Genomic DNA, 24892 nt, shown 5'->3' on the forward strand with positions numbered 1-24892 from the left:
CGTGCAGCTCGCAACGCTGTTCGCCCGGCTGGTGGGGGCCGACCTGGGCGTCCGGTTCGAGGCCTACGACGGGAGTGTGTCCGGCCCGGCCGCGGACGTCGCCGACGTGACCATCACGGTGAACACGCCCCGGGCGCTGGGGCACCTGGCCCGCGCGCCGGGCAGCCTCGGGCTCGGCCGGTCCTACGTCGTCGGCGACCTGGACGTGCACGGGGACATGCGGACCGCGCTCGGGGCGCTGTCTTCGGTGGCTGTCGACCGGCTGGACCCGGGAACCCGCCGGGACCTGTTCCGCGCGCTGGCGCGGAGCGGGGCGGCGCTCATCCAGGCCCGGCACCCGTCGGTGGAGGTGCGGCGCCTGCCCGGTCGTCGGCATTCCCGGCAGCGGGACGCGCAGGCCATCGCGCACCACTACGACGTGTCGAATCGGTTCTACGAGCTGGTGCTCGGCCCGTCGATGGCCTACACCTGCGCGGTCTACCCCACCGAGGAGGCCACCCTCGAGCAGGCCCAGGCGGAGAAGTTCGACCTGGTCTGCCGCAAGCTGGGGCTGGCGCCGGGGATGCGGTTGCTCGACGTGGGTTGCGGTTGGGGCGGGATGGTGCGCCACGCCGCCGAGCATTACGGAGTCACCGCGGTTGGTGTCACGCTGTCCCGGCACCAGGCTGAGTACGGCGCGAAGCTGATCGCCGATGCCGGGGTCGCGGATCGGGCCCGGGTCCTGCACCTGGACTACCGGGACGCCCCCGGGGACGGCTACGACGCGGTGTCTTCGATCGGGCTCACCGAGCACATCGGCCGCCGTCAGCTCGGACCGTACTTTCGGAGCCTCTACGACCGGCTGCGGCCGGGCGGCCGCCTGCTCAACCACTGCATCATGCGCCCGGACACCCGGGGTCCGGCTCTCGTCCGGCGCGGCTTCATCAACCGGTACGTGTTCCCCGACGGGGAGCTGTCCGGGTTGGGCCCGATCGTGTCGGTCATGCAGGACACGGGTTTCGAAGTGCGGCACGAGGAGAACCTTCGTGAGCACTACGCGCGAACCCTGACCGACTGGGGGCGCAACCTCGACACGAACTGGGAGGAGGCGGTCGCCGAGGTGGGCGAGGAGAAGGCCCGGGTCTGGCGGTTGTACATGGCCGGATCGCGGCTCGGCTTCGAACGCAACCAGATCCAGCTCCACCAGGTGCTCGCGGTGCGGCCGGACGCCGACGGGGCCGCTTGGATGCCGCTGCGCCCGACCTGGTGAGGAAACGGCGATGGACGAGCTGCTGACCGGGCGCCTGCTCGTCGCCGCACCGGTGCACCGCGACGGGGTCTTCGACCGCAGCGTGGTGTTCGTGCTCCATCACGACGACGAGGGTGCGCTCGGCATCGTGCTCAACCGCCCGTCCGAAGTCGACCTGCTCGCCGTGCTGCCGCGCTGGTATGCCACCGCCAGCTCGCCGAGCGTGCTGTTCAGCGGCGGCCCGGTCTCTCCCGGGCAGGTCCTCGGCCTGGCCCGGTTCCAAACCGACCCGGAAACCGGGTCCACCGCGGTGGGCACCGTGGACCTCGAGACCGATCCGGAACCGGGACGGGTCGACGCGGTGCGGGTGTTCTCCGGTTACGCCGGCTGGTCCGCCGGGCAGCTCGAGACCGAGATCGCGTCCGGCGGCTGGTACGTCGTGGCTGCGGACGTCGACGATCCGTTCACCGCGGACCCGGTCGACCTGTGGCGGCGGGTGCTCCGCCGACAGACCGGTCAGCTCGCGCTGGTCGCCAGCTACCCGGATGATCCGGCGATGAATTGACCAGGCCGCCGTCCGGCGAGCAATTCGTCATCCATAACGACACCCACGCGGTCACCGTGGTCGAGGTCGGTGCCGGACTGCGGTCCTACTCGTTCCGCGGCCGCCCGGTGCTCGACGGCTATGCCGAGGCGGCGGTGTGCGACGGCGCGCGGGGACAGACCCTGCTGCCCTGGCCGAACCGGATCGCCGGCGGGAGCTACGAGTTCGATGGCGTCGCGCATCAGCTGGCATTGACCGAGCCGGACAACGGCGCGGCGATCCACGGCCTGACCCGCTGGGTGAACTGGCACCGCACGGAAAACACCGAGGACCGGGTGGTGCTGCGCTATGTGCTGCACCCCCAACCCGGCTGGCCCGGCCTGCTCGAGTGCGAGGTCGAGTACCGGCTCGACGATCGCGGACTGACGGTGTCCACCCGGGCCCGCAACGCCGGCGCGGAGCCCTGCCCCTACGGAGCCGGCGCGCATCCGTATCTCACGGTGGGCACGCCCCTGATCGACCAGGCGACGCTCACCGTCCCGGCGGATCGGTACTACCTCAACGACGAGCACAAGATCCCGTTCGGGGTCGAGGCCGTGGACGGGACCGGATTCGACTTCCGCGAGCCCCGTCCGCTCGGCGACCGCCAGCTGGACGTGGCGTACACGGCGCTGCGCCGCGACCCGGATGGGCGGGCCCGGGCCCGCCTCGCCAACCCGGACGGCCCGACGGTGAGCCTGTGGGTGGACGCGGCGTACGGCTATCTGGAGATCTTCACCGGCGACTCGTTGCCCAACCCGGACCGGCGACGGACCGGCCTCGGGGTCGAACCGATGACCTGCGCCCCCAACGCATTCCGCTCGGGGGACGGGCTGATCGTCCTGGCGCCGGGGCAGAGCCACGTGGCCGGCTGGGGGATCGAGCCGGGCTGACTACGCGGACTCGGTCCGCGCGACGACGCCGTCGGTGACCAGCGCCTCGCCGAGCGCGGCACCCAGCGCGCCGACCAGCCGAGCCGCGTCCGCCGGGGCCAGCCGGGCGCTGGCCACGCAGGTACCGGCCTGCCAGAACGAGAGCACGACCAGGCCGACCTCGGTGTGCCACGACACCCGCAGGGACCGGTCCGCGCCACGGACGTCCGGGAACACCGCCCCGGAGGCGGGCAGCGGCGCGACGGTGGGCATGCTGAGAGCGTCCTCGTCGTCCCCGCACCTGTAAAGAGCCTGAGGTTGCGCCGTGATGCTGCCGTCGGCCCTGGATCCCGGGGTCAGCCCGTGGCTCGCCGCCCGGGTGCTGGTGCGTTCCGGGCTGATCCGCCCGGTGCGCCCGGACAAGCTGCTCGGGATGTGCCTGTCCCTCGCCCAGTGGCGGACGACACCTGCCGCCGCCTACGCGGCCGCCGCCGCACACGTCCCGGACCGGTTGGCGGTCATCGACGAGCACGGGGCGTCGACCTTCGCCGAGATCGACCGGCGCAGCAGCCAGGTAGCGGCCGGGCTCCGTCGCCGCGGCGTGGTCAGCGGCGATCGGGTCGCCCTGCTGGTCCGCAACAGCGCCGACTTCGTCGTAGCCGAGGCGGCGCTGTCCAAGCTCGGCGTCGACCTGGTCTATCTCAACACCGGCGCGGCCCCCCCGCAGATCGCCGACGTGCTCGACCGCGAGCGGGTCGTCGCCGTCATCGCCGACCGCGAGTTCGCCGACTCGCTGCGAGCCGCGGCCGGCGAGCGACTCGTGGTGCTCACCGGCTCGGGGGACGACGGCCGGCCGACGCTCGCCTCGCTCGTCGAGGACACGTCTCGGGAGTCCGGGGCGGCGCCCCTGCCGCCGGTGGCGCGGGCGGGGCGGCACGTCATCATGACCAGCGGCACCACCGGGCGGCCCAAGGGCGCCGAGCGCGAGACGCCGGGTGGCGCGGCCGGGATCGGCTCGCTGGTGGCCCTGCTCTCGGCGATCCCGCTGCGGGCCCGTGAGGTGACGGTGCTGGCCGCACCGATGTTCCACTCATGGGGTTTCGCCAACTTCACCCTGTCGATGGTGCTCGAAACGACCCTCGTGCTCGACCGCAAGTTCGACCCGGAGCGCACCTTGGCCCGGGTGCAGGAACACCGGGCGCAGGTCCTGGTCGCGGTGCCGGTCATGCTCCAGCGGATCCTCGAGCTCCCGCCCGAGGCCCGCCGCCGCTACGACACCTCGTCGCTGCGGGTCATCGCGGTGAGCGGGTCCGCCGTGCCGGTCGGCCTCGCCGAGCGCGTCCGGGACGAGTTCGGCGATGTTCTCTACAACCTCTACGGCTCGACCGAGGTCGCCGCGGCCAGCGTGGCCACGCCCGAGGACATGCGGGTCGCGCCGGGCAGCGTCGGCCATCCGCTGTCCGGTGTGCAGGTCTCGATCCTCGACGGGTCCGGTGCGCCGCTGCCGACGGGGCAGTCCGGGCGGATCTTCGTCGGCAGCTCCCTGGCCTTCCGGGGCTACACCGGCGGCGGAGACAAGGACCGGGTCGGCGGCCTGGTCGCCACCGGGGACGTGGGTCATCTCGATCGCGATGGGCGGCTGTGGGTCGACGGGCGCGACGACGAAATGATCGTCTCGGGCGGGGAGAACGTGTTCCCGGCCGAGGTGGAGGAGTGCCTGCGCGCACACCCGGAGGTGGCCGACGTCGCGGTCGTGGGCGTGCCGGACGAGAAGTTCGGGGCCCGGTTGGTCGCACACGTCGTCTTCGCCGGCGGGGCCTCCGGTGCCGACGGGGACGCGCTGCGCGACTACGTCCGCCAGCGGCTGGCCGGGTACAAGGTGCCCCGCGACGTGGTGCTGCACGACGAGCTGCCCCGCAACGAGACCGGCAAGGTGGTCAAGCGCCAGCTCACCGGGCCGTGATCAGCCGAGCCGCGGCTGGCCGACCAGGCGGACCCCCGCGGCGGCGAGCTCGGCCAGCGCCGAGGCGGTGCTGGCCTCGGCGACCCCCGCGGTGAGGTCGAGCAGGACGGTGGTCGCGAACCCGGCGGCCACCGCGTCCAGCGCCGTCGCGCGCACGCAATGGTCGGTGGCGAGGCCGACCACGTCGACCGCCGTCACGGCCCGGGCGGACAGCCAGTCGGCGAGGCGGGTCCCGGTCTCGTCCGCGCCGTCGAAGCCGCTGTAGGCGGCGGACCGTGCGCCCTTGCTGAAGACCGCCTCGACGCGCTGGGTGTCGAACGCCGGATGGAAGGCCGCGCCCGGGGTCCCCACCACGCAGTGCGGCGGCCACGAGTCGGCGAAGTCGGGCGTGGCCGAGAAGTGGTCGCCGGGATCGCGGTGATGGTCCCGGGTGGCGACGACGTGGTGGTAGTCGGAGGTGGCCAGGTGCGCGCTGATCGCCGCCGCCACGCCGGCCGCGCCGGCGACGGGCAGGCTGCCGCCGGCGCAGAAGTCGTTCTGCACATCGACCACGACCAGGGCGCGGATCACGGCGGTTCCGGCAGGTAGCGGGTCTGGAGCACCGGGTCACCGGGGGACAGCGCAAGAGCCGGCGGCGGCAGTTCGGCGCGGACCCGCAGGCAGTGCTCCCGGGCCTCCGGCAAGCCGGCCAGTCGCACCGGCCGGCCGGCCCGGATGACCGGGACGTGCAGCGGGCGGGACCCGGGCGCCGCCGGTGGCGGGCGCCCGACGAAGACCAGCTCCTCGGAGGCCCGGCCGGTCGGGTCGTACCCGCGGGCTGCCCACTTGCGACCGCCGGGGGAGACCTTGCCCGGCGAAGCCTTCTCCACCGGCTCGAGCCGGGCGCCCGGGTCGGCCGAACCGGCCCGTGCCACGAGCTTGTACACGAACCCGGCGGTCGGGACCCCGCTGCCGGTGACGACCGAAGTGCCCACGCCGTAGGCGTCCACCGGGGCCGCGGCGAGGGCGGCGATCGCGTGCTCGTCGAGGTCGCCGGTGACGACGATCCGCGTTCCGGTCGCGCCGAGCTCGTCGAGCAGCGCCCGGGCCGTGTGCGCGAGGCTGCCCAGGTCGCCGGAGTCGAGCCGGATCGCGCCGAGGCCGGGGCCGGCGGCCGCGACGGCGTGGCGGATGCCGGCTTCAACGTCGAACGTGTCCACGAGCAGCGTGGTGCCGGTGCCGAGCGCGGCGACCTGGCCGGCGAATGCCGCCGGTTCGTCGTCATGGACCAGCGTGAACGCGTGCGCCGCGGTGCCGGCGGTCGGGACGCCCCAGCGCAGCCCGGCGGCTAGATTCGAGGTGGCGGTGAAGCCGGCTAGGTAGGCGGCCCGGGCCGAAGCCACGGCGGCCGCCTCGTGCGTCCGCCGCGACCCCATCTCTATGCAGGGCCGGTCTCCGGCTGCCTGCACCATCCGGGCCGCCGCACTGGCCACCGCGGAGTCGAAGTTGAGGATGGACAGCACGACGGTTTCCAGGACCAGGCCCTCGGCGAACCCGGCCTCGACGACGAACACCGGCGAACCGGGGAAGTACACCTCGCCCTCCGGGTAGGCGCGCACCGAGCCGCGGAACCGGTAGTCCGCCAGCCAGCGCGCGGCCGCGGCGTCGACGACCCCGGAGCGGGTGAGGAACTCGAGGGTCGGCGGGTCGAAGCGGAAACGGCCGATCGCGTCGACGATCCGGGCGAGCCCGGCGACGACGCCATATCGACGACGTCCCGGCAGCGACCGGGCGAACACCTCGAAGACGGCCGGTCGCTCGGCGACGCCGTCCTCGAGGGCGGCGCGCAGCATGGTGAGCTCGTAGTGGTCGGTGTACAGCGCCGTGCTGTGCGTCGGCTCGGCGGTCACGTCGGCCGGGTGGCCAGCTCAGCGGTTTCGCTCTGCCCGGCGGTCGCGCCGCTTACCTGGGCCCGCCGGGTGACGATGAGCAGCACGCCGCCAATGATGCACCCGGTCGCGACCGCGGTCCGCCAGGTCAGGGGCTCCCCGGCGAGCAGCGCCCCGAGGAAGACGGCGACCAGCGGGTTGACGTAGGCGTAGGTGGTGGCGAGGCTCAGCCGGGCGTTGGCGAGCAGCCACGCGTAGGCGGTGTACCCGATCATCGCGCCCGCGACGATCAGGTACGCCAACGACGCCCATGCGGACACCGGGACCGCCCCCGGGTGGAACTGGCCGATCTCCCCGGTCAGGGCGGCGACGACCAGCAGCGCAGCCCCGCCGCAGAGCATCTCCATGCCGGTGAGGACGAGCGGCCGGCGGGGCAGCGGCGCGGTCTTGGCGTAGACCGAGCCGAGTGCCCAGGTGAGCGCCGCGATCAGGGTCAGCCCGACCCCGAACGGACCCACCCGGCCACCGCCCTGGCCGACGACGAGCGTCGCCACCCCCGCGAAGCCGAGGAGCAGGCCGGATCCGATCCGTCGGGTGATCCGCTCCCAGCCGCGGAGCGCGGCGAAGACGGTGGTCCAGATCGGCACCGTGGCGATGACGACGGCGGTCGCGCCGGACGCGATGTGCTGCTCGGCCAACGTGACGAACCCGTTGCCGCCGAGGAGCAGTGCCGTGCCGACGACCGCCGTGGCGAGCCACTGGCGCCGACCGAGCCGGTCCGGGAGGCCGTCCGGCGCGGGCCGGCGGGCGGTGAGTGCGAGCATGACGGCCCCGGCGCTCGTGAACCGGACGCCCGCCATGAGCAGCGGCGGGAGACCGCGGCCATGGGTCGGCGCCACGGCGAATCGGATCGCCAGGTAGGTCGATCCCCAGACCAGGTACACGGTCCACAGCGCCAGCCAGAGCCGGGCAGCCGAGACCGGGCGTGGCGTCTGGGGCATGCCCCACCTAAGCACGTCCGGGCCCGGGGTCCCCACGCCTTTTCCGCCGCGATGCGGGAAGATGGGCGAATGGACATCGGGCTGGCCGCGGGCGCCACCGTCGCCCCCGAGCGGGTCGATGCCCCGCGGGACGAGGAGACCATCGAGCCGCAGCGCCCGTGGATCACGATCGTGTGGAACGACCCGGTGAACCTGATGTCCTACGTGACCTACGTCCTCCAGAAGCTGTTCGGCTACCCCCGGGAGAAGGCCCACCGGCTGATGCTCGACGTGCACCACAAGGGGAAGGCGGTCGTCTCGAGCGGCCCCCGGGAGCAGATGGAGAACGACGTCACCCGGCTGCATGCGGCCGGGCTTTGGGCGACCGTGGCGCAGGACTGAGCGGTGGTTGGGCGCTTCCGCCGGTCCGGGCGTGGGGTGCGGGCCAGGTTCGACCCACTCCAACGCAACCTGCTGCTCTCCCGTTTCGACCAGTTGCGCCGGCTGCTCGAAACCGCCGGTGCTGACCAGCCGATGCCGCCGGTCGACGCCGATCCGCTCGAGGCGCTGGTCGGGGGAGCGGGTTCGACCGCGCCGTTCGAGGATCCGGCCCTGGCCCGGCTGTTCCCGGCGGCGTATGCCGACCCGCAGGCCGCCGCGGAGTTTCGCCGATTCACCCAGGACGACCTGCGGCTCGGCAAGATCGCCAACGCGATCGCCGCGCGGGATCAGCTGGCGGCCGCGGAGGATGGCCGGGTGGTGCTGGATCTGCCCGCGGCGGAGGCATGGCTCTCGGCCCTCAACGATCTCCGTCTCGGGCTGGGCGCCCGGCTGGACGTCACGGAGGAGACCGAGCGGGAGCTCGACGACCTCGACCCCGAAGCCCCGCGATCCGCCGAGCTGCTCGAGTACTTCTGGCTGGGCTACGTGTTGGAGACACTGGTCGAGGCGCTGGCCGGTTCCGGGCGGGGGTCCGACTAGTCTGCGGCCATGCTCACCGTGGGTCGCGACGTCTACGAGGCGTTGGTGACGCACGCCCGGCGGGATCATCCGGACGAGGCCTGTGGCGTGGTCGCCGGCGCGGCCGGCAGCGACCGGCCGGTGCGGGTGATCCCGATGACCAACGCCGAGCGTTCCCCCACGTTCTACCGGTTCGACTCGCTGGAGCAGCTGCGGGTGTGGCGGGACATGGACGACCGTGACGAGGAGCCCGTCGTCATCTACCACTCGCACACGGCCACCGCCGCCTACCCGTCGCGCACCGACGTCTCCTACGCCGCCGAGCCCGCCGCCCACTACGTCCTCATCTCGACCCGCGATCCGCAGACGGTCGAGTTCCGCTCCTACCGGATCGTCGACGGGGAGGTCACCGAGGAGCCGGTGCGGATCCTCGAGGAAGGGCTGGAATCAGCGACCGGCTGAGCCGGTTGCGACAATGGGGCGAGGGACGGCGCGCCCGAACCCGCCGCGTCGAGGAGCAGGAGAGGCCCCCGGATGGCGATCGAGGTCAGGATTCCGACGATCCTGCGCAGCTACACCGGCGGTGAGAAGTCGGTGGAAGGCAAGGGCGAGACGCTCGGCGGCCTGTTCGACGATCTCGAGGGGCGTCACCCCGGGCTGCGGGAACGGCTGATCGGAGCCGACGGCACCCTCAACCGTTTCGTCAACGTCTACGCCAACGACGAGGACGTCCGCTTTCTCGGCAGCCTGGAGACCGTGCTCGCCGACGGGGACACGGTGACCATCCTTCCGGCCGTCGCCGGCGGCTGACGGACCGGCGCGGACCCCGAGACGACCGGCAGCCCGGCATGCGCTTCGACTCCTTGCTGGACGCCGTCGGTCGCACGCCGCTGGTCGGTCTGCCCCGCCTGTCCCCGTCGGCGGAGGTCCGGCTCTGGGCGAAGCTCGAACAGAACAACCCGACCGGTTCGGTGAAGGATCGGCCGGCCTTCTACATGGTTGAGCAGGCGGAGAAGGAAGGCCTGCTCCGTCCGGGAGCCACCGTCCTCGAACCCACCTCGGGGAACACCGGGATCTCGCTGGCGATGGTCTGCAAGCTGCGCGGTTACCGGCTGATCTGCGTCATGCCGGAGAACACCTCGGTGGAGCGCCGCCAGTTGCTGGAGATGTACGGCGCGCAGATCCTGTCCTCGCCCGCGGCTGGCGGCTCCAACGAAGCGGTGGCGGTGGCCAAGCGCCTCGCCGCGGAGAATCCGGACTGGGTGATGCTCTACCAGTACGGCAACCCGGCGAACGCGCTCGCGCACTACGAGACCACCGGCCCGGAGATCCTCGAGGACCTTCCCACCGTCACGCACTTCGTCGCCGGGCTCGGCACGACGGGGACCCTGATGGGTGTCGGCCGGTTCCTCAAGGAGCGGGTCCCGGGGATCACCGTGGTCGCCGCCGAGCCGCGCTACGGGGAGTTGGTCTACGGCCTGCGCAACGTCGACGAGGGCTTCGTCCCGGAGCTGTACGACCCGACCTTGCTCGACACGCGGTTCTCCGTGAGCGCCGAGGACGCGTTGCGCCGCACCCGCCAGCTCGTCGACGAGGAGGGGATGTTCGCCGGGATCTCCACCGGGGCGATCCTGCATGCGGCGCTCGGGCAAGCCGATCGGGCGGTTCAGGCCGGCCGGCGGGCCGACATCGCATTCATCGTCAGCGATGGCGGTTGGAAATACCTGTCCACCGGGGCCTACGCCGGGACGCTCGAAGAGGCCGCCGCCCGGCTCGACGGCCAGCTGTGGGCCTGACCGCGGCCGCTCCGCCGCCGGCCCACCCGAGCGGTACGTTGTCGCCCATGGACGACCGGCCGATCGGCATCTTCGACTCCGGGGTCGGTGGCCTCACCGTTGCCCGGGCGATCCTCGACCAGCTCCCGCACGAGCCGCTCGTCTATGTCGGCGACACCGCCCGCTCCCCGTACGGGCCGCGCCCGCTCGCCGAGGTCCGCGGGTTCGCTCTCGACATCCTCGACCATCTCGTCGCGGAGGGCGCGAAGCTGCTCGTCATCGCCTGCAACGCCGCGTCGGCGGCCTGCCTGCGCGACGCCAGGGAGCGCTATCCGGTGCCCGTCGTCGAGGTGATCACCCCAGCCGTGCGACGGGCGGTGCGGGCCACCCGAACCGGCCGGGTGGGGGTCATCGGCACCGCCGTGACGATCGCCAGCCGAGCCTACGATGACGCGTTCGCGGCCAATCCCGATCTCGTCGTGACCACCGCGGCCTGCCCGCGATTCGTCGAGTTCGTCGAGCGGGGGGACACGTTCACCCCTGAGCTGCTCGACGTGGCCGCCGAGTACCTGGAGCCGATCCGGGCGGCGGGTTGCGACACCCTGGTGCTCGGCTGCACCCACTACCCGTTGCTGACCGGTGTGCTCGCGAGCGTCCTGGGCGACGGGGTGACGCTGGTCTCGAGCGCCGAGGAGACCGCGAAAGACGTCTATCGAGAGCTGGCCCGGGACGGGCTGGCCCGCGGCGAGTCGCTGCCCGCACCGGAGCACCGTTTCCTCGCCACCGGAGACCCCGCGCCGTTCGCCCAGCTAGGCCAGCGTTTTCTCGGTCCGGAGATCGGCACCGTCGGGCGGGCCGCCGGTCTGGTGGGGAGCAGATAGTGCGGTTCACCGTTCTCGGCTGTTCGGGGACGTTCCCGGGGCCGGACTCGCCCTGCTCCGGGTACCTGTTCGAGTCCGAGGGCTACCGGCTGCTCGTCGACCTGGGCAACGGGGCCACCGGGGTGATGCAACGCTGCATCGGCCTGCTCGACGTCGACGCCGTCATCGTCAGTCACCTGCACGGCGACCACTATCTCGACATCGTCACCTACACCTACGCCCGCCGATACAACCCGGCGGGACGCCCACCCCGGCTGCCGGTGTACGGCCCGCGCGGAGTCGGCGAGCACGTCGCCGGCGCCTTCGGCCGGCCGGTCAGTTCGCTGCTCGACGAAGTCTTCGACTTCCACACCCTGACCGAGGACCGGCTCGACCTGGGCCCGTTCAGCGTCGACTGCGCCCGGGTCAACCACCCGGTGGAGACCTTCGCCCTGCGGATCGGCGCCGGGTCGAGATCGGTGGCCTACTCGGCGGACACCGGTGTGTGCGACCGACTCGTCGAGCTGGCCGGCGGGTCCGACCTGTTCCTCTGCGAGGCGTCCTATCTCGACGGCGAGGAGAACCCGCCCGATGTCCACCTGACCGGAGGCCAGGCGGCCGAGCACGCCAGCCGGGCCGGCGTGGGCCGGCTGCTGCTCACCCATCTGGTCCCCTGGGGCGACCCGGAGCGGACCCTCGCGGCCGCCCACGACTCCTTCGCCGGGCAGATCGAGCTGGCCCGCACGCAAGCGTCGTTAGAGATATAGGCACAGGAAGGTGGAGCAGGTGCTTCGTCCCGACGGACGTGCCGGCGCGCAACTCCGGCCGGTCGCCATCACCCGCGACTGGCTCGACCACGCCGAGGGTTCGGTGCTCGTCGAGTTCGGCCGGACCCGGGTGCTCTGCGCCGCGTCGGTGACCACCGGGGTCCCGCGCTGGCGGGCCGGAAGCGGCCGAGGGTGGGTGACCGCCGAGTACGCGATGCTGCCGCGGTCGACGAACACCCGCAACGACCGGGAGTCGGTTCGCGGTCGGCTCGGCGGGCGGACCCAGGAGATCTCCCGGCTGGTCGGCCGCAGCCTGCGCGCGTGCGTCGACCCGGCAAAGCTGGGCGAGAACACGATCGTCCTCGACTGCGATGTGCTCCAGGCCGACGGGGGCACCCGCACCGCAGCCATCACCGGTGCCTACGTCGCGCTCTGCGATGCGGTCGGCTGGCTCCGGGCCAAGGGGGCGCTGGCCGGCGAGCCGCTGATCTCGTCGGTGTCGGCGGTGAGCGTCGGGATCGTGGCGGGCGAGCCGCTGCTCGACCTGTGCTACCAGGAGGACGTGGCCGCCGACACCGATATGAACGTCGTGTGCACCGGGGATGGGCGTTTCGTCGAGGTCCAGGGGACCGCCGAGCAGGAGCCGTTCGACCGCGCGCTGCTCGACCGGCTGCTGGACCTGGCGGTGGCCGGCTGCGCCGAGCTCACCAGGCTCCAGAAGCTCTCCCTCGAAGCGGCTCGACGCCACCCCGGAGGCACCCCGCCGGAGCGGATGTGAAGGCGGTTCTCGCCAGCCGCAACCCGGGCAAGCTGGCGGAGCTTCGTCGGATCCTCGCCGGTCTCGGCATCGAGCTCGTCGGGCTGGACGACTACCCGGAGGTCGGCGACGTCGAGGAGACCGGCGAGACCTTCGTCGACAACGCCCGACTGAAGGCGCACGCGGTGGCGGCGGCGACCGGTCTGCTGGCGATCGCCGACGACAGCGGGTTGGAGGTCGACGCGCTCGGGGGCATGCCGGGCGTCCTGTCCGCCCGGTGGTCGGGGCGACACGGTGACGATGAGGCCAATCTGGACCTGCTGCTCGGTCAACTCCAGTCGGTGCCCGACGACCGGCGCGGGGCGGCATTCGTGTGCGCGGCCGCGGCCGCGATGCCGGACGGGACCGAGCGGGTCGCGTTGGGTCGCCTCGAGGGCAGCGTGATCCGCGAGCGCCGGGGCAGCGGCGGCTTCGGCTACGACCCGGTCTTCCGGCCGCTCGGGGAGACCCGCACCACGGCCGAACTCGACGCGGCGGAGAAGGACGCGATCAGCCATCGCGGGCTGGCCTTCCGGGCCCTCGCCGCGGACATCGCGACGTTGGCCGACGCCCTCACGCGCCCCGGCCTCCACGGTTCTGCCGGATCCGGATCTGGACGAGAATCCGAAGCGCCTCCACGCCGTCCCGCCAGGTGATCTTCTTGCCCTCTTCGTGGCTGCGCGCCTTGTAGCTGATCGGAACCTCGTAGGGGCGGATGCCGCGGCTGAGCAGCAGGCCGGTGATCTCGGTGTCCAGACCGAACCGGTCCTCGCGTGGGGCGAGGTCGCGGAACAGCTCCAGTGGCATCAGCTTTAGGCAGGTGTGCAGGTCGGTGATCCATGAGTTGAAGAGCGCGTTCGCGACAAAAGTCGTCAGCTTGTTCCCGATGACGAACCAGAAGGAATGCGCCGTCGAGCTTCCGAAGGTCCGCGCGCCGTAGACGACTGCGGCATCGCCGCGAAGCACCGGCTGGAGCAGCCCGGCGACGTCGTCCGGCGAGTACTCCAGGTCGGCGTCGAAGATGAGCAGGTAGTCGCCGGTGGCGAGCTGGGCGGCGGTCTTGACCGCGGCGCCCTTGCCACGGTTTCGCTCGTGGCGGCCGCGGACGATCCGCGGGTCGTCGAGGGATTCGAGGACCTGGCCGGTCGCGTCGACGCTGCCGTCGTCGACGACGACAAGTTCGATCTCGCACGGGTACCTGGCGTCGAGGACGCGCTTCACCGCGGTGTCGAGGGTCGCGGCCTCGTTGTAGACCGGCATGAGCATGGACAGCTTCACAGGTGCTCCGTTCCGGCTGGTGCGTCGGGCCGCGGCTCCAGGGTAGCGGGCCGTCCGCCCGGTGCGGACCAGACGATTTCCGGGTGTTGCCGGAACCAGTCGATGGTGCGGGTCAGCCCGTCTTCGAGGGAAACCTTCGGCATCCAGCCCAAGACGCGGCGGGCCTGGGTGATGTCCGGCTGCCGCACGGTCGGATCGTCCTCCGGCCGGGGGACGTGTTGGATCGGGCTGCTCGAGCCGGTCAATCGCCGGATCGTTTCGGCCAGTTCCAGGACGGACAGCTCGTGCGGGTTCCCGATGTTCATCGGCCCGGGATGCCCGGAGCGCAGCAGCAGCACCACCCCGTCGACGAGGTCGTCGACGTACTGGATCGAACGGGTCTGGCTGCCGTCCCCGGCCACCGTGATCGGCTCGCCCTTGAGCGCCTGCCGGATGAACGTTGGGATGGCCCGGCCGTCCTCCGGCCGCATCCGCGGTCCGCAGCAGTTGAAGATCCGCACGATCGAGGTGTCCAGGCCGTGGTAGCGGCGATAGGCCATCGTCATCGCTTCGGCGAACCGCTTGGCCTCGTCGTAGACCCCGCGCGGGCCGACCGGATTGACGTGGCCCCAGTAGCTTTCGGGCTGCGGGTGGATCTGCGGGTCACCGTAGGTCTCCGACGTGGACGCCAGCAGGTAGCGCGCGTTCTTCTCCTTCGCCAGGCCGAGCGTGTGCAACGTTCCGATCGAGCCCACCTTGAGCGTCTCGATCGGGAGTTGGAGATAGTCGATCGGCGATGCCGGGGAGGCGAAGTGCAGCACGTAGTCGACCGCGCCCACGACGTGGACGTAGTCGGTCACGTCGGTTCTGACCAACCGGAAACCTTCGTGTTCGAGCAGATGGGCGACGTTGTGCGGTGTGCCGGTGACGAAGTTGTCGAGGCAGACGACGTCGAGGCCGTCGGCGAGCAGCCGCTCGCACAGGTGGGACCCCAGGAAGCCGGCACCCCCCGTGATCACAGCACGTTGCCGGTCCATCCACACCTCCTGCGGGTCGGGCGCGCCGTGAAACGTTAGCGTGAGCACTCAGGAAATATCCTGACAGGGGCCGTAGCCCAACGGCAGAGGCACGTGCCTTAGGAGCACGCCAGTGTGAGTTCGACTCTCATCGGCCCCACGTCGTCGTCTTCGTGAATGCCGAGGTCCGCCTGGTGTCGGTTCTCGGTGAATCGCCCGAATCGGCCGGTTGGTTGCAGAAACGTTCACGATCTTCGTCGGAACTGAAGAAGAGCGCGGCCTATTTGCTCCGCAGCGTCCGCGTGCATGGCCGGTGAAACGTGTAGATGTCCAGCGTGATGCCGACGCTCGGGTGTCCGAGCCGCTCCTGAACGATGCTGGGATGGACCATCTGATCGATACTGGTAACCAGCAGTGTTCGGATTCGGTCGGATGGCCAATCCGTGGTTCATCTGGGGGAGGCAACTCTCACCCTTGGTAATCGCCTTCCTGGTGCTGCGTCGCCGCGCACCGGCAGCATGCTGGGTGCCGCTTTCTCGGGCGCCTTCCTCGTTGCTGCCGTTGAGTTTCGAGACTTTCTGCCAGCGTCCGGGACTCAGCCGGCACAGTGGATCCAACCCGGGCGGCGCCCAAGCTCGAGCGAGCCGACCGACATGGCGGCAGCTGCCACATTGCGCCGTCGAACACAACGCTACCGGGTACCGCATCTTGGCATCAGATGCAACAGGCTTGCGTAACCGCAGGTCACACGGCGTGTGGAAGGCGGCCACGCCGTCGAGCCGCCTGCCCGAAAACGGCAATCCCCGCAAGGCCAACGGTTACGCGATCCGTCGAATGCCTCCCGCAGTTGCATCAGATGCAACTCTGCCGGTTAGCGCCAACGTCGCCCAAGTGTGCCGCAGACCGTGCAGGCTCAGTCGCGGCAACCCCAGTTTCTTGACCGCTGCGCTGAACGTCCACGAGACCGTCCGGGGGGTGCAGCGGGCTGCCGTCGGTGCGGGTGAAGACCAGGTCGTGGTCCTGCCAGGCCTCGCCAAGAGCAAGACGCTGCTCGAGCTACCGGGTCCGGTGTGCACGGAGCAGAGCGAGCGTTGCTGTGTCGAGAACGATGACCCGGCGGCTTCGTTCGGTCTTGGGCGTGGCCCACATCCAGCCCACGCCGTCGTCACACGCTTCCACTTCGACGATCGAATTGCGGATGGACAGGCGCCCGGTCGTGAAGTCGAATTGTGGGGGCGGCGCTTCGGCGACCGCGTCCAGGACAGCCATCAGCCGGGCGCGGACCTTCACCGGGCACTTGCGCAGGAACTCGTCGCCGGGAACGGCCCCGTCAGCGACCTGGTAGAAGACGACGTCCCACGCGGCCTCCACTGCCATGCGTTATCGGAGAGCTAGGCGACGGAGCGGGAGGAGCGGCGGCGGGGCCGAGCCGCCTCGTTCGGCGCCTCGACGATCTGCAGACGTACGCCGAGGGCGCTGGCAAGGGCTACGACGGTCTTCAGCTCCGGGTTGACCTCAGCGGTGAACAGCCGGCGCACGGTCGACGGGTTCTTGCCGATCCGACGGGCGAGTTCCGCCTTCGAATAACCCGAGGCGACGCGCAAGGTGTCGAGCTGGCGCATGATGGCGTCGACCTGAGCGATCTCGGCCCGGGCCAGTTCGTACTCGGCCCGGAATTCGGGGTCGCGCAACTCCTCGGCACGCCGGCGCTGGTAGTAGCTGGTCGACACGCGACGGTCCCCTCCTGCTAGAAGAACGTAGTGTATCACCTATGGTACGCCTACCTGGTAGGGTTCGGCGGCGTGGAGCACTCCGGCTACTGCGATGACTGCGGGGCCTCACCTGCAACGCACTCACTGACCGCCCTCGGCACCTTCTGTGACCCCTGCGCCGATCGCCACCTCTCCGAGATCACCGGCTTTCCGCTGCTTCCCGCGCCGCCGGATCCGATCACGATCACCGGCCCGGACGGCCGACAGCATCGGCTGCGGTTTCGGCTGCGGCGGGTGCCGACCGGGATCTCGGTCGACCTCGAAGAGACCCTCGATGGCGACGGTGAAGAGGACCTATTGAGCGCCGGTGCAGGAGCACCTCGCGCGCACTGGAGCGGCACCTCGCGCGCGACCGCTAGCGGCAGACGTTTCCCATGCGAACAGTGACAACCGTGGCCGATGGGACGGTCACGGCCGCCGGCTCGTCCGGAATGTTCAGAGTGCGTATGGCGTACGAGCCGGGCACGAGGGCGACCCGGTACGGTCGGCCTCCCGCGATGGTTCGATCGAAGACAACCTCGCCGTTGTGCAGAATCTGGACGTGCACCGGGTAGTAGATCTTTGCCGGGTTTGCCCCGGCCCCGACACACGGCGCGGCCAAGATCACCACTGCGCCAGAAAACCCGCTCGCGGCGTGGGGACTCGGTCGTGACGCGCTTCCGGCGTCGCTGCCGTGGTTCGTACAGCCAGTGAAAAGCATGATTGCCGCAAGCCACACCGCGCCTGAACCACGCTTCACAACTGCTAAGACACCGCCTTCACCTGCTCGGTTCCATGGTGGACCAAGGGTCTGGGCAACCCACTCTCCGTACCGTATGCGAACGCCGGGTATCTGCTAGGCGGACGGTGGCCGCAACCCGCTCGAGAATGCGCACTCGCGGCCGCTGCCCATCGCGGAACTGCACTTCTTCCCCTAGCGAGAATGCGACGCATAACTGCTCGTGGATAAAGGTGGACAACGATGTCTGACGAGAAGACCGCTATGGGTGACGGCGGCACCCACGTCCCCGTGACCTACGAGCGCTGCGAGCACATCAAGGGGCCCTTTTACCACGGGACGAAGTCCGCGCTCGAGGCCGGCGATGAGCTCGTGCCCGGCTACCGCTCCAACTTCCAGGAGGGTCGGGTGTCGAACAACATCTACTTCGCCGCGCTCGTAGAGACAGCCGCCTGGGGAGCGGAGCTTGCGACAGCCCTGGCCGAGACCGGAGAGCGGGGACGCATCTACGTCGTGGAACCTCTGGGTCCGTTCGAGGACGACCCGAACGTGACCAACAAGAAATTCCCCGGCAACCCCACACAGTCCTACCGCACCCGCCATCCGCTGCGCGTCATCGACGAGGTGGACAACTGGAAGGGGCATGACGCTGAGGTTCTGAAGGGGATGCTGGATCGCCTCGCGCTGCTACGGGAGCAGGGGCTGGACCTCATCGAGGACTAGCGAGTCCTCGCTTACCCAGGCGGCGTCGGCGCTCTGGACGCGGCTTCCAGTCACGCGCCCACACCCTGACAGGCGACTCGAAATGCCGGCTAAGATCGCTGATCTTGAGGGCAGAGCCCGACCGCGAACCGCCGCTATTCGCTGCCCGCGGCGGACGCCCACCGACGTTTCCGGTGACTCGACTCGGGACGGCTGGTCACCCCCTCAACGACCGACGAGGCACGGTGACGTCTAATAAGGTATCATTCGGGTTGTGGCGCAGATGGGTCCCACCACCGAGGAGAAGGTCTCCCGGCTGGCCGGTAACCTGCTGGCGTCGGCGCGTTCGAAGCGCGGGTTGTCCCAGCGGGAGCTGGCCCGACGTGCCGCGGTGCCGCAGGCGATGATCGCCCGGATCGAGTCGCATCGCCAACAGCCGAGCCTGCCGACGCTGTACCGCTTGTTGGCGGCGGCGGAGCTGGAGTTGCGGACCCGGCTGGCCGATTACGACGATCACGACGACGTGCTCGACGCTCGCCGCCGCCGGCGTACGGCGGCGGAGCGAAAAGCCGCACGCAAGGCACAGGATGAGTTCGCCGCGGCGCTGGCTGGGCGGCGGTGAACGCTCGACTTGAGCCCGAAGAGATTGTCCGGGTGTTGGAGGAGGAGCGGGTCAGCTACGTCCTGATCGGCGGCTACGCCGCGCGACTGTACGGGCCGGCCGTCCGACCGAGGACATCGAAATAACCCCGGCAACCGACGCGGCGAACCTGGCAGCGGTCGTGCGCGCACTCAAGCGGCTGAACGCCAGGATCCGGGTGGCCGATGTCCGGAAGGCCTACCGTTCGACACCTCCGCGGAACCCTTGCGCGGCATCCGTTTGCTCAACCTGACCACTTGCCACGGCGATCTCGATCTGTGCGTGGTCCCGGCCGGCAACGAGGGTTATGAGGATCTGGTCCGTGCGGCCGTAGCGCGGACTCCGGCGGTTGTCGCCTGCCAACCGAACTTTCCCCAAGCCCGCGACGAAACGGCTGAAACCGGGTCGAGACCATCCGCCTCGACGAATATGGCGGCAGCGTAGTCGTGGATTGGGCTGGCGATAAGCCAGTACCGGGGCCGCCGCGCACCGGTGCCGGCCGCTCCGCGGCCCTGGGCATCGGTCATGCGGGAAGCGCGGTGCCCTCGTACATCGCCGCGTACGGCTTCGGCTCCCCCTTCCCGTAGTAGTTGTCCAACCGGGTGATCCTCATCCCGCCCGACTCGATGATTGCGGCGATGTCCCGGTTCAGGTTGCACCCGCCGCCAACACGTCGTTGGATCCCGTTGAGGCGGTCCTGCCATCGACGCACCCGCTCGTCGGGGGCACGGCCGTGTTCGACGAAGTGGAACTCTCCGCCCGGGCGTAACACCCGACGCGCCTCCCGAACGGCGGCCTCGGCATCCGGGATCGTGCACAGACTCCACGTGCACAGGACCGCGTCGACACTCCCGTCGGGGACCGGCAACCGCTGCCCGTCCAACCCGACGACCTCGACCTCGACCGGCGCCGCGGCCATCCGCCCGCGGGCGAGCCGGACACCGACGCCGGATGGTTCGACCGCCATCAGCCGTGTGACGTCCAGCGGCAGGAACGGCAGGTTGTGACCGGTGCCGAAACCGATCTCGAGCACCTCACCCTTCAGCCGCGCACACACTCGCGCGCGGATCAGCCGGGTCTGCCCGGTGTTCATGACCACGTTGATGATGTGCGGTAGAACGCGCTCGTCATACAAACCCATCGGCTCCTCCTCGGCCGCGCCCCACACGTCGCGCTTGCAGATCATCGCTGAATCCAGGGCGCGCGGCCACGCTACCGCTGTGACGAGCCCCATGATCCAGCACCGGCTGTAACCCGCGCGGGGGATGCGGGTGCAGGCGCTGGCCCGCCGTGACCCAGGTGTGGTTGTCGTGGGCGGCTCGGCGGAGGCACTGCCGATCCGATCCGCCGCAGTGCGGGCGGTCTGGGTATCTCAGGTCCTGCATCATGTGACCGACCTCTCGGCGGCAGCGGCGGGATTGCGCCGGGTGCTCGTTCCAGGTGGACGCGTCTTGGTTCGCGGTATGTACCGGGACCTGGCCGGGCAGTGGCCGTTGGTGAGCTTTTTCCCCGGCATTCTTAAAGTCGAGGTCGAACGGTTTCCACCTTGGTCCAGGATTCAGGATCATCTGGAGGGGGCGGGGCTCCGGCTGACGGCCTGGGACCGTGTCGAGCAGACCCTCGCGGGTGGCATGGCTGAGCTCGACGCGCGAACCTGTCACCGGGCAGATAGCGGGCTGGCGTTGCTGCCCGATGAACAGTTCCACGAAGGTCTGGCGCGGATGCGCGCGCTGGCCGAGGCGGAGGGGGTGCCTACACCGGTGAGCGAAACTCTCGACTTCGTCGTGTTCGCCTCAGAGGCCTGATCAGCATCGTCCAAGGCGCGGCCTGTCCGGGCGAGTCGGGGTCGCACGATGTATCCACCCGGGCAGCCCGCGCGGCCTGACAGACTCACTCGGATCCGGCTGGTCGAAGATGGTTTCGAGCGCGAAGGAGGAGCGGGAACGATGACTTCGCGAACTCACGAACGTCTGTCCCCCTCTCCGGTCAGCACCGTCGGCCGCTGGCGACCCATCGATGGAGTGAGTCGATGGGCAAGGTCCGTGCGGGTATCACGATGTCGGTCGACGGATACATCACCGGACCGGATGACCGCCCCGGGTGCGGTCTCGGGAAGCGTCTGTTCGAAGGGTTCACACAGCCCCTTGACCTAGAGCACCTCGGGGTCCGCCAATCGCCGTACGCCACGTTCATCGACTACCGGGTCAGGAAATGACCGAGGCGCTGGGTTCACGCGGGGGTCTCAGCAGCGTCCGACGAGCAGGGGAACTGGGATAGGAGCCGAGCGGGGGTGCGCCTCGCGGGCACTGTTTCGCGGCCAGTGAGCGCGCCCGGCTGCTCGTCAGACCCGCCAGCCGCGGTCAGTCAAGGTCGGTGATCAGCACTCGACCGGCACGAACGTGGATGTCGCCGTGCATGAGTCGCCAGGGTCATCCGGCTGGGGGTGTTCGACTCTCATCGGCCGCACAACGCGGAGCCCGGCCACACCTGGCGAACCTTCGAGCGTGGGCTGACCGGCGACGTCGCGGTGGGTCGGCATGTGGCTTGCACTACCGCTCGCTCAGCAGCAGGTTCCGTGCGTCTGGCCCTGCGGGCCGCGGGTCATGTCGCGTGGAAGGAGTAGGCGCTGCGTCCTTCGCTGCGTCGTTCGAGGATGAGCCCACATAACCGTTGAGCCAGGCATTGATGTCATCAACGGCTGCCCGCGCCATCGGGGTCGGGTGTGCGGTGAAGCCGTGAGGCGAGTCGGGGTAGAGCCGGAGATCGACTTCGACTCCGGCCGCTGACAGTCGGGCGGCCATCGCCAGGTTGTCCTGGAGCAGGATGTCGAGCTCTCCGACAACGATGAGGACAGGAGGAAGGCCCCTAAGGTCGGCGTAGATCGGGGACAGGTCGGGATGCGTCCGGTCGGACGTGGCCCCGGCGTAGGCATCGAGGAAGTACTCGTCCGCGATCAGGCGGCCCGCGGGTGTGTGCGCGCTCAGATCGTAGGTTCCGAACTGCAGCACAGCGGCATCGAATGCGGAGATCCCCCGATCGCGCAGGCGGAGAAGTGTGGTGACCGCCAGCGTTGCGCCAGCCGAGAAGCCTAGGATCCCGAGCCTGGTCACGCCGAACCGGGACGATGCCTTGTCGGCGAGCCAGAGAGCTGCGGTTTCGCAGTCCTCGGGTGCCGCTGGCCACGGGTGTTCAGGTGCCAGTCGGTAGTCCACGCTCGTGATCGCAACGCCGAGGGCATCCGCAAGCTCCCTGTTGCGGATGTCGCTGGAAGCGGCCGATCCTAAGTAAAAGCCGCCGCCGTGGATCTCGAGGAGGACCCCCGTTGCTGTCCTGCCCACAGGGAGATGGATCCGCAGCGGGACGCTGCGGCCGTCGACACTGACGAGCTCCTCCACGGCCGGCGGTTGCGACGGGGTAGCCGCGACGAGATCGGCTCGGACAGCGCGAAGCTCCTCCCAGCTATCGGGCCCACGCCCAGCCGCACGCTTCGCGTAGAAAGCGCGAGAACCTTCGACAAGAGGCAGAAGGCGCGAGTCGATCAGCTGTGTGAGTCCGAGTTTCATCCAGCGAACAGTACGAGCAGGAGCTACCAACCCAGGCCCCGACGCGCCTGCCGGCGGTCGAGTCGTCTTAACTCGTCCTACCCAATCGTCTACCTCGCGACGCGGGCGCACGAACATAGCCGCAACTATGCTGCAGGCCGAGTGATCTTGCGAACCGCTCGGGAACGGCACCTCGCGGGCAGCTTATGGCCCCCCCGGTCTGGGTGAGGAAGTGGCCGGAAGCACCGCAACGACGATGGTCGAGCCGCCGGGACCGACGGCGTAGACATCCACGGTCGGCGAGCGGGTCCAACACCAAGCCACGAGCGCGTTTCCGGCTGAGTTCGGCCACGCACTGGACGCGGGGCGGCGACCCGCAACTACATATCCTCGGGCAATGGAAACGGTCGTGGGGGCGGAGTAGATCACAAGGTGGCCCGCGATTCGGGCACCGCAGCGGAGCGCGGCAAGGCTGTCCTTGTTCTGCGCGGGCACGACCGACGAGTTGCCACCGCACGCCGCCAGCGAGGCCGCGCCCAGTACAGGGAGCACGCCTAAGACGGCCATCCGCCAGGCGCGCATGAGCCTCATTATCGGCCGCGGTCGACATTCAATAAAGACAAACTTCTTTGGGTGGTCGGTCCGGGCAGTAGGCCGGCCAGCCTGATCATCGACTCTCCCTTTTTGCCTGCTCAGGGCAGTGGTAGCCGGGCATGGACCCTCGCCAGCCAGGCCACGTGCGGGGATGGACGAGCGAAGCGGCGCAGGCCTCTCGAACAGCCCGATAACAGGTCGCTATAGGTCGGAACGTGCGATCTTGGCCACCTGTGCTGGAGCGGTACTTCTCTACGTCTAGGAGACCCGGCCGTAGTCGTCGTCTAGTCGCTCAATGTCATCTTCGCCAAAATAATCGCCGTGCTGCACTTCGATGAAGATCAGCTCGTCGGGCCCCGTGTTCTCGATTCGATGGCACACGCCGACCGGCACGTCGATTGGGTTGCCGCGCTCAACGGCGACAGTCGCACCGTCGAGCGTCACGACGCCGCAGCCTTGCACGATTAACCAGTGTTCAGAGCGACGTGCGTGCCGTTGGTAACTGAGCCGCTTGCCTGATGCGACCGTGATCGATTTCACTTTGAAACTGTGGTGCTCCGCCAGAACGCCGTAGTGACCCCACGGCCGCACGTTGTCGTCCACGGCCGCACGATAGCGCCGGATCCCCCGCGTTCCTTCGCGGCCTATCGTGCGCCGTGGAACGGCAGCTTCCTGTCGCCACCAGCAGTCGCGTCGGGCGCTCTCAGCCGCGAACCGTGATCACAGTGTCGTAGGTCGACTCGCGCCGAAGCGTCACTGCGAAATGCATGACTTGGTCGCGGTCGCTGCCGTATACGCCCGCTACCAAAGCGCCGTTTCGCCGTACTTGTTGTTGCACAGTGAAGACAGACGACGGTGCGGGAGAAACCCCAGCGCCCTGACACGATCGTTCAAATACCAGCAGGAACGGCACACCGCGCTCCACAGAAACGGTCGTCCGGCCTTCGAGATCGCCGGGGCCGATGAACACCTCGCGGGAGAGGATCGATCCGCATACCGACTGAACCTAAAGACGTGGATACGTGTGGCCACCACACGAGGCGACGAGCAGCGCCATCAAAGGCAGCGCGCTCATAGATCGGGTCGGCGTCATGGCGGGGCGAACGATAACGCCGGCTCCCGTCGTTGATCTTGGAGTTCGGCAGCGACCGAGAAGAGCAGCTACCGTCGTCACGTACCCCGCATCAGCGGCGATCAAGGACCCTAAGGCGCTCGGGTTCCGGCCACTCGGCCGGCGGCTCATCGACGTAGAAGACGTACTCCACGCTGGCCAGCCGTCCGCCGTCGAGGAACAGCAGCACTTCCCCCACTGGCTCATCGGTGAGGGGCGACACCCGCAGCTCGACTGGCGAGACTCGGGCCGGCGGGGTCACCGCAGCCAGTGGCGCGTCCTCGGCTACCTGGACATCGAAGGTCGGGCAGCCGCAGTCGCAGCGACCCACGACTAACGCCGACGCCGCCTGTTGGCGAAGTTCGACCACCCCTGGGTAGTCCACGCTCAGAAGCAAGTGGAGCACGTCACGCTCCCGGTCGGCCAATGGGCGCGGGGCAATGTGGGCCACGAGGCCATGATCCCTGAGGGCGACTCCGAACGCCGGGTACGCGCGGCCGGCCTGGCAACGAAGAGCCGAGCTTAAGCGCAGCTCTGCGTCGTCGCGTGCTCAGCTGGCCTGCACGTAGTCGCGAAGCGCTCGTCTGATCAGTTCTGAGACGCTGATCTGCTCGTCAGCGGCTCGAAGGAGCAGGTCACGCTTGAGCTCGGGGTCGAGACGTACCGATTCCACCGAGGCTGGCGCAGAGCCCATCGCCGGGCGACCGGCGACCCTCCGGCGCACCAGCTTGTCGACGTCGTAGCCACGCTCCGCCTCATCGGCGAACGCTGCCACGAGCTCATCGGTGATCGGAGTGCCGTCCTTCAGCTTGCCGTGCGTCTTAGCCATCGTCATCACCTCTTCGGCAGTAGTCGTCGGTACTTGGCCCGCATCGCCATTGCATGGAT

At 69.7% G+C, this 24892-nt stretch carries 32 protein-coding genes and 1 tRNA gene; 19 read left to right on the forward strand and 14 right to left on the reverse strand.

Annotated features, from left to right (window positions below):
- The first annotated feature begins 1 nt into the window (after nucleotide 1).
- From VNG13_04155 to VNG13_04165, 3 genes are read left to right on the forward strand one after another with little or no spacing between them, the layout of a single operon-like run.
- Complete coding sequence (locus tag VNG13_04155) at nucleotides 2-1249, forward strand: class I SAM-dependent methyltransferase (GenBank protein ID HVA59716.1); 1248 nt, start codon at nucleotides 2-4, stop codon at nucleotides 1247-1249.
- 10 nt (nucleotides 1250-1259) lie between these two features.
- Nucleotides 1260-1793: a YqgE/AlgH family protein gene (locus tag VNG13_04160; protein HVA59717.1), complete on the forward strand. Its 534-nt coding sequence runs from the start codon at nucleotides 1260-1262 to the stop codon at nucleotides 1791-1793.
- Nucleotides 1790-2704 carry an aldose 1-epimerase family protein gene (locus VNG13_04165; GenBank protein ID HVA59718.1) on the forward strand — a complete coding sequence of 305 codons (915 nt, stop codon included), beginning with the start codon at nucleotides 1790-1792 and terminating at the stop codon, nucleotides 2702-2704. Before VNG13_04160 ends, VNG13_04165 begins: the two co-directional genes overlap by 4 nt.
- On the opposite strand, the gene VNG13_04170 is transcribed toward VNG13_04165, so the two are convergent.
- The gene (locus VNG13_04170) at nucleotides 2705-2956 is read right to left on the reverse strand and encodes a hypothetical protein (protein HVA59719.1); all 252 of its coding nucleotides are present in this window, start codon (nucleotides 2954-2956) and stop codon (nucleotides 2705-2707) included. It lies immediately after the preceding gene.
- Between the two features lie 55 nt (nucleotides 2957-3011).
- Between VNG13_04170 and VNG13_04175 the strand changes: the two genes are divergently transcribed.
- The gene (locus VNG13_04175) at nucleotides 3012-4646 is read left to right on the forward strand and encodes an AMP-binding protein (protein HVA59720.1); all 1635 of its coding nucleotides are present in this window, start codon (nucleotides 3012-3014) and stop codon (nucleotides 4644-4646) included.
- On the opposite strand, the gene VNG13_04180 is transcribed toward VNG13_04175, so the two are convergent.
- The 3 genes from VNG13_04180 to VNG13_04190 are packed head-to-tail and all read right to left on the reverse strand — an operon-like array spanning nucleotide 4647 to nucleotide 7515.
- A complete protein-coding gene (locus VNG13_04180) occupies nucleotides 4647-5216 on the reverse strand; it encodes an isochorismatase family protein (GenBank protein ID HVA59721.1) in 570 nt (189 codons plus the stop codon). It abuts the gene before it with no gap.
- A complete protein-coding gene (locus tag VNG13_04185) occupies nucleotides 5213-6535 on the reverse strand; it encodes a nicotinate phosphoribosyltransferase (protein HVA59722.1) in 1323 nt (440 codons plus the stop codon). The genes VNG13_04180 and VNG13_04185 overlap by 4 nt, the downstream gene beginning before the upstream one ends.
- Nucleotides 6532-7515 carry an EamA family transporter gene (locus VNG13_04190; protein HVA59723.1) on the reverse strand — a complete coding sequence of 328 codons (984 nt, stop codon included), beginning with the start codon at nucleotides 7513-7515 and terminating at the stop codon, nucleotides 6532-6534. The genes VNG13_04185 and VNG13_04190 overlap by 4 nt, the downstream gene beginning before the upstream one ends.
- 69 nt (nucleotides 7516-7584) lie before the next feature.
- Here VNG13_04190 and clpS point away from each other — a divergent pair, with 69 nt between their 5' ends.
- From clpS to rdgB, 9 genes are all read left to right on the forward strand, one after another.
- The gene (gene clpS / locus VNG13_04195) at nucleotides 7585-7896 is read left to right on the forward strand and encodes an ATP-dependent Clp protease adapter ClpS (GenBank protein ID HVA59724.1); all 312 of its coding nucleotides are present in this window, start codon (nucleotides 7585-7587) and stop codon (nucleotides 7894-7896) included.
- Nucleotides 7897-7899: 3 nt separating this feature from the next.
- Nucleotides 7900-8475: a DUF2017 domain-containing protein gene (locus VNG13_04200; GenBank protein HVA59725.1), complete on the forward strand. Its 576-nt coding sequence runs from the start codon at nucleotides 7900-7902 to the stop codon at nucleotides 8473-8475.
- Nucleotides 8476-8484: 9 nt separating this feature from the next.
- Nucleotides 8485-8916: a M67 family metallopeptidase gene (locus tag VNG13_04205; GenBank protein ID HVA59726.1), complete on the forward strand. Its 432-nt coding sequence runs from the start codon at nucleotides 8485-8487 to the stop codon at nucleotides 8914-8916.
- 72 nt (nucleotides 8917-8988) lie between these two features.
- Nucleotides 8989-9264, forward strand: coding sequence for a MoaD/ThiS family protein (locus tag VNG13_04210; protein HVA59727.1), 276 nt, complete (start codon nucleotides 8989-8991; stop codon nucleotides 9262-9264).
- A 38-nt stretch (nucleotides 9265-9302) separates the two neighbouring features.
- The gene (locus VNG13_04215) at nucleotides 9303-10250 is read left to right on the forward strand and encodes a cysteine synthase (protein ID HVA59728.1); all 948 of its coding nucleotides are present in this window, start codon (nucleotides 9303-9305) and stop codon (nucleotides 10248-10250) included.
- Between the two features lie 47 nt (nucleotides 10251-10297).
- The gene (murI, locus tag VNG13_04220; protein HVA59729.1) at nucleotides 10298-11110 is read left to right on the forward strand and encodes a glutamate racemase; all 813 of its coding nucleotides are present in this window, start codon (nucleotides 10298-10300) and stop codon (nucleotides 11108-11110) included.
- Nucleotides 11110-11856 (forward strand): MBL fold metallo-hydrolase, encoded by a 747-nt coding sequence (locus tag VNG13_04225; protein HVA59730.1) that lies wholly within the window; start codon nucleotides 11110-11112, stop codon nucleotides 11854-11856. Before murI ends, VNG13_04225 begins: the two co-directional genes overlap by 1 nt.
- Before the next feature lie 19 nt (nucleotides 11857-11875).
- Nucleotides 11876-12634 carry a ribonuclease PH gene (rph, locus tag VNG13_04230; protein ID HVA59731.1) on the forward strand — a complete coding sequence of 253 codons (759 nt, stop codon included), beginning with the start codon at nucleotides 11876-11878 and terminating at the stop codon, nucleotides 12632-12634.
- Nucleotides 12631-13308, forward strand: coding sequence for an RdgB/HAM1 family non-canonical purine NTP pyrophosphatase (gene rdgB / locus VNG13_04235; GenBank protein ID HVA59732.1), 678 nt, complete (start codon nucleotides 12631-12633; stop codon nucleotides 13306-13308). Before rph ends, rdgB begins: the two co-directional genes overlap by 4 nt.
- Here the strand turns inward: rdgB and VNG13_04240 are convergent.
- Both VNG13_04240 and VNG13_04245 read right to left on the reverse strand, forming a co-directional pair.
- The gene (locus VNG13_04240) at nucleotides 13226-13930 is read right to left on the reverse strand and encodes a glycosyltransferase family 2 protein (protein HVA59733.1); all 705 of its coding nucleotides are present in this window, start codon (nucleotides 13928-13930) and stop codon (nucleotides 13226-13228) included. The genes rdgB and VNG13_04240 overlap by 83 nt on opposite strands.
- Complete coding sequence (locus tag VNG13_04245; protein HVA59734.1) at nucleotides 13927-14994, reverse strand: UDP-glucuronic acid decarboxylase family protein; 1068 nt, start codon at nucleotides 14992-14994, stop codon at nucleotides 13927-13929. Before VNG13_04245 ends, VNG13_04240 begins: the two co-directional genes overlap by 4 nt.
- A gap of 18 nt (nucleotides 14995-15012) precedes the next feature.
- Between VNG13_04245 and VNG13_04250 the strand changes: the two genes are divergently transcribed.
- A tRNA-Leu gene (locus VNG13_04250) sits at nucleotides 15013-15085 on the forward strand.
- 896 nt (nucleotides 15086-15981) lie between these two features.
- Here the strand turns inward: VNG13_04250 and VNG13_04255 are convergent.
- Together VNG13_04255 and VNG13_04260 are read right to left on the reverse strand one after the other, a co-directional pair.
- Nucleotides 15982-16302: a hypothetical protein gene (locus tag VNG13_04255; GenBank protein ID HVA59735.1), complete on the reverse strand. Its 321-nt coding sequence runs from the start codon at nucleotides 16300-16302 to the stop codon at nucleotides 15982-15984.
- Between the two features lie 14 nt (nucleotides 16303-16316).
- On the reverse strand, nucleotides 16317-16655 hold the full coding sequence (locus tag VNG13_04260; GenBank protein HVA59736.1) for a helix-turn-helix transcriptional regulator: 339 nt from the start codon (nucleotides 16653-16655) through the stop codon (nucleotides 16317-16319).
- Between the two features lie 30 nt (nucleotides 16656-16685).
- Between VNG13_04260 and VNG13_04265 the strand changes: the two genes are divergently transcribed.
- From VNG13_04265 to VNG13_04275, 3 genes are all read left to right on the forward strand, one after another.
- Complete coding sequence (locus tag VNG13_04265) at nucleotides 16686-17084, forward strand: hypothetical protein (GenBank protein HVA59737.1); 399 nt, start codon at nucleotides 16686-16688, stop codon at nucleotides 17082-17084.
- Nucleotides 17085-17679: 595 nt separating this feature from the next.
- Nucleotides 17680-18138 (forward strand): NAD(+)--rifampin ADP-ribosyltransferase, encoded by a 459-nt coding sequence (gene arr, locus VNG13_04270; GenBank protein ID HVA59738.1) that lies wholly within the window; start codon nucleotides 17680-17682, stop codon nucleotides 18136-18138.
- Between the two features lie 262 nt (nucleotides 18139-18400).
- Nucleotides 18401-18739 carry a helix-turn-helix domain-containing protein gene (locus VNG13_04275; GenBank protein HVA59739.1) on the forward strand — a complete coding sequence of 113 codons (339 nt, stop codon included), beginning with the start codon at nucleotides 18401-18403 and terminating at the stop codon, nucleotides 18737-18739.
- 541 nt (nucleotides 18740-19280) lie between these two features.
- On the opposite strand, the gene VNG13_04280 is transcribed toward VNG13_04275, so the two are convergent.
- Nucleotides 19281-19943 carry a class I SAM-dependent methyltransferase gene (locus VNG13_04280; protein HVA59740.1) on the reverse strand — a complete coding sequence of 221 codons (663 nt, stop codon included), beginning with the start codon at nucleotides 19941-19943 and terminating at the stop codon, nucleotides 19281-19283.
- Between the two features lie 85 nt (nucleotides 19944-20028).
- On the opposite strand from VNG13_04280, the gene VNG13_04285 reads away from it, so the two are divergent.
- Together VNG13_04285 and VNG13_04290 are read left to right on the forward strand one after the other, a co-directional pair.
- A complete protein-coding gene (locus VNG13_04285) occupies nucleotides 20029-20562 on the forward strand; it encodes a methyltransferase domain-containing protein (GenBank protein HVA59741.1) in 534 nt (177 codons plus the stop codon).
- Nucleotides 20563-20786: 224 nt separating this feature from the next.
- Nucleotides 20787-20972: a hypothetical protein gene (locus tag VNG13_04290; GenBank protein HVA59742.1), complete on the forward strand. Its 186-nt coding sequence runs from the start codon at nucleotides 20787-20789 to the stop codon at nucleotides 20970-20972.
- Between the two features lie 334 nt (nucleotides 20973-21306).
- Here VNG13_04290 and VNG13_04295 read toward each other — a convergent pair whose 3' ends face one another.
- The 5 genes from VNG13_04295 to VNG13_04315 all read right to left on the reverse strand — a co-directional run.
- On the reverse strand, nucleotides 21307-22320 hold the full coding sequence (locus VNG13_04295; protein HVA59743.1) for an alpha/beta hydrolase: 1014 nt from the start codon (nucleotides 22318-22320) through the stop codon (nucleotides 21307-21309).
- 831 nt (nucleotides 22321-23151) lie between these two features.
- Nucleotides 23152-23496, reverse strand: a complete 345-nt coding sequence (locus tag VNG13_04300; GenBank protein ID HVA59744.1) for a phosphomannose isomerase type II C-terminal cupin domain — start codon at nucleotides 23494-23496, stop codon at nucleotides 23152-23154.
- Between the two features lie 100 nt (nucleotides 23497-23596).
- Complete coding sequence (locus tag VNG13_04305) at nucleotides 23597-23863, reverse strand: hypothetical protein (GenBank protein HVA59745.1); 267 nt, start codon at nucleotides 23861-23863, stop codon at nucleotides 23597-23599.
- A 214-nt stretch (nucleotides 23864-24077) separates the two neighbouring features.
- Complete coding sequence (locus VNG13_04310) at nucleotides 24078-24410, reverse strand: hypothetical protein (protein ID HVA59746.1); 333 nt, start codon at nucleotides 24408-24410, stop codon at nucleotides 24078-24080.
- 144 nt (nucleotides 24411-24554) lie between these two features.
- A partial coding sequence (locus VNG13_04315; protein ID HVA59747.1) for a ribbon-helix-helix domain-containing protein occupies nucleotides 24555-24892 on the reverse strand: 338 nt, incomplete at its 5' end.

The sequence above is a fragment of the Mycobacteriales bacterium genome, assembly GCA_035533475.1.
In the GTDB taxonomy this organism is placed as follows: Bacteria; Actinomycetota; Actinomycetes; order DATLTS01; family DATLTS01; genus DATLTS01.

Coding starts and splice junctions, on each gene's coding strand:
- VNG13_04280 (HVA59740.1), bottom strand. CDS start 19,943: ATGATCTGCAAGCGCGACGTGTGGGGCGCGGCCGAGGAGGAGCCGATG.
- murI (HVA59729.1), top strand. CDS start 10,298: ATGGACGACCGGCCGATCGGCATCTTCGACTCCGGGGTCGGTGGCCTC.
- VNG13_04210 (HVA59727.1), top strand. CDS start 8,989: ATGGCGATCGAGGTCAGGATTCCGACGATCCTGCGCAGCTACACCGGC.
- VNG13_04160 (HVA59717.1), top strand. CDS start 1,260: ATGGACGAGCTGCTGACCGGGCGCCTGCTCGTCGCCGCACCGGTGCAC.
- VNG13_04170 (HVA59719.1), bottom strand. CDS start 2,956: ATGCCCACCGTCGCGCCGCTGCCCGCCTCCGGGGCGGTGTTCCCGGAC.
- VNG13_04295 (HVA59743.1), bottom strand. CDS start 22,320: ATGAAACTCGGACTCACACAGCTGATCGACTCGCGCCTTCTGCCTCTT.
- VNG13_04290 (HVA59742.1), top strand. CDS start 20,787: ATGGGCAAGGTCCGTGCGGGTATCACGATGTCGGTCGACGGATACATC.
- VNG13_04175 (HVA59720.1), top strand. CDS start 3,012: ATGCTGCCGTCGGCCCTGGATCCCGGGGTCAGCCCGTGGCTCGCCGCC.
- VNG13_04275 (HVA59739.1), top strand. CDS start 18,401: ATGGGTCCCACCACCGAGGAGAAGGTCTCCCGGCTGGCCGGTAACCTG.
- VNG13_04205 (HVA59726.1), top strand. CDS start 8,485: ATGCTCACCGTGGGTCGCGACGTCTACGAGGCGTTGGTGACGCACGCC.
- VNG13_04190 (HVA59723.1), bottom strand. CDS start 7,515: ATGCCCCAGACGCCACGCCCGGTCTCGGCTGCCCGGCTCTGGCTGGCG.
- VNG13_04215 (HVA59728.1), top strand. CDS start 9,303: ATGCGCTTCGACTCCTTGCTGGACGCCGTCGGTCGCACGCCGCTGGTC.
- arr (HVA59738.1), top strand. CDS start 17,680: ATGGGTGACGGCGGCACCCACGTCCCCGTGACCTACGAGCGCTGCGAG.
- clpS (HVA59724.1), top strand. CDS start 7,585: ATGGACATCGGGCTGGCCGCGGGCGCCACCGTCGCCCCCGAGCGGGTC.
- VNG13_04255 (HVA59735.1), bottom strand. CDS start 16,302: ATGGCAGTGGAGGCCGCGTGGGACGTCGTCTTCTACCAGGTCGCTGAC.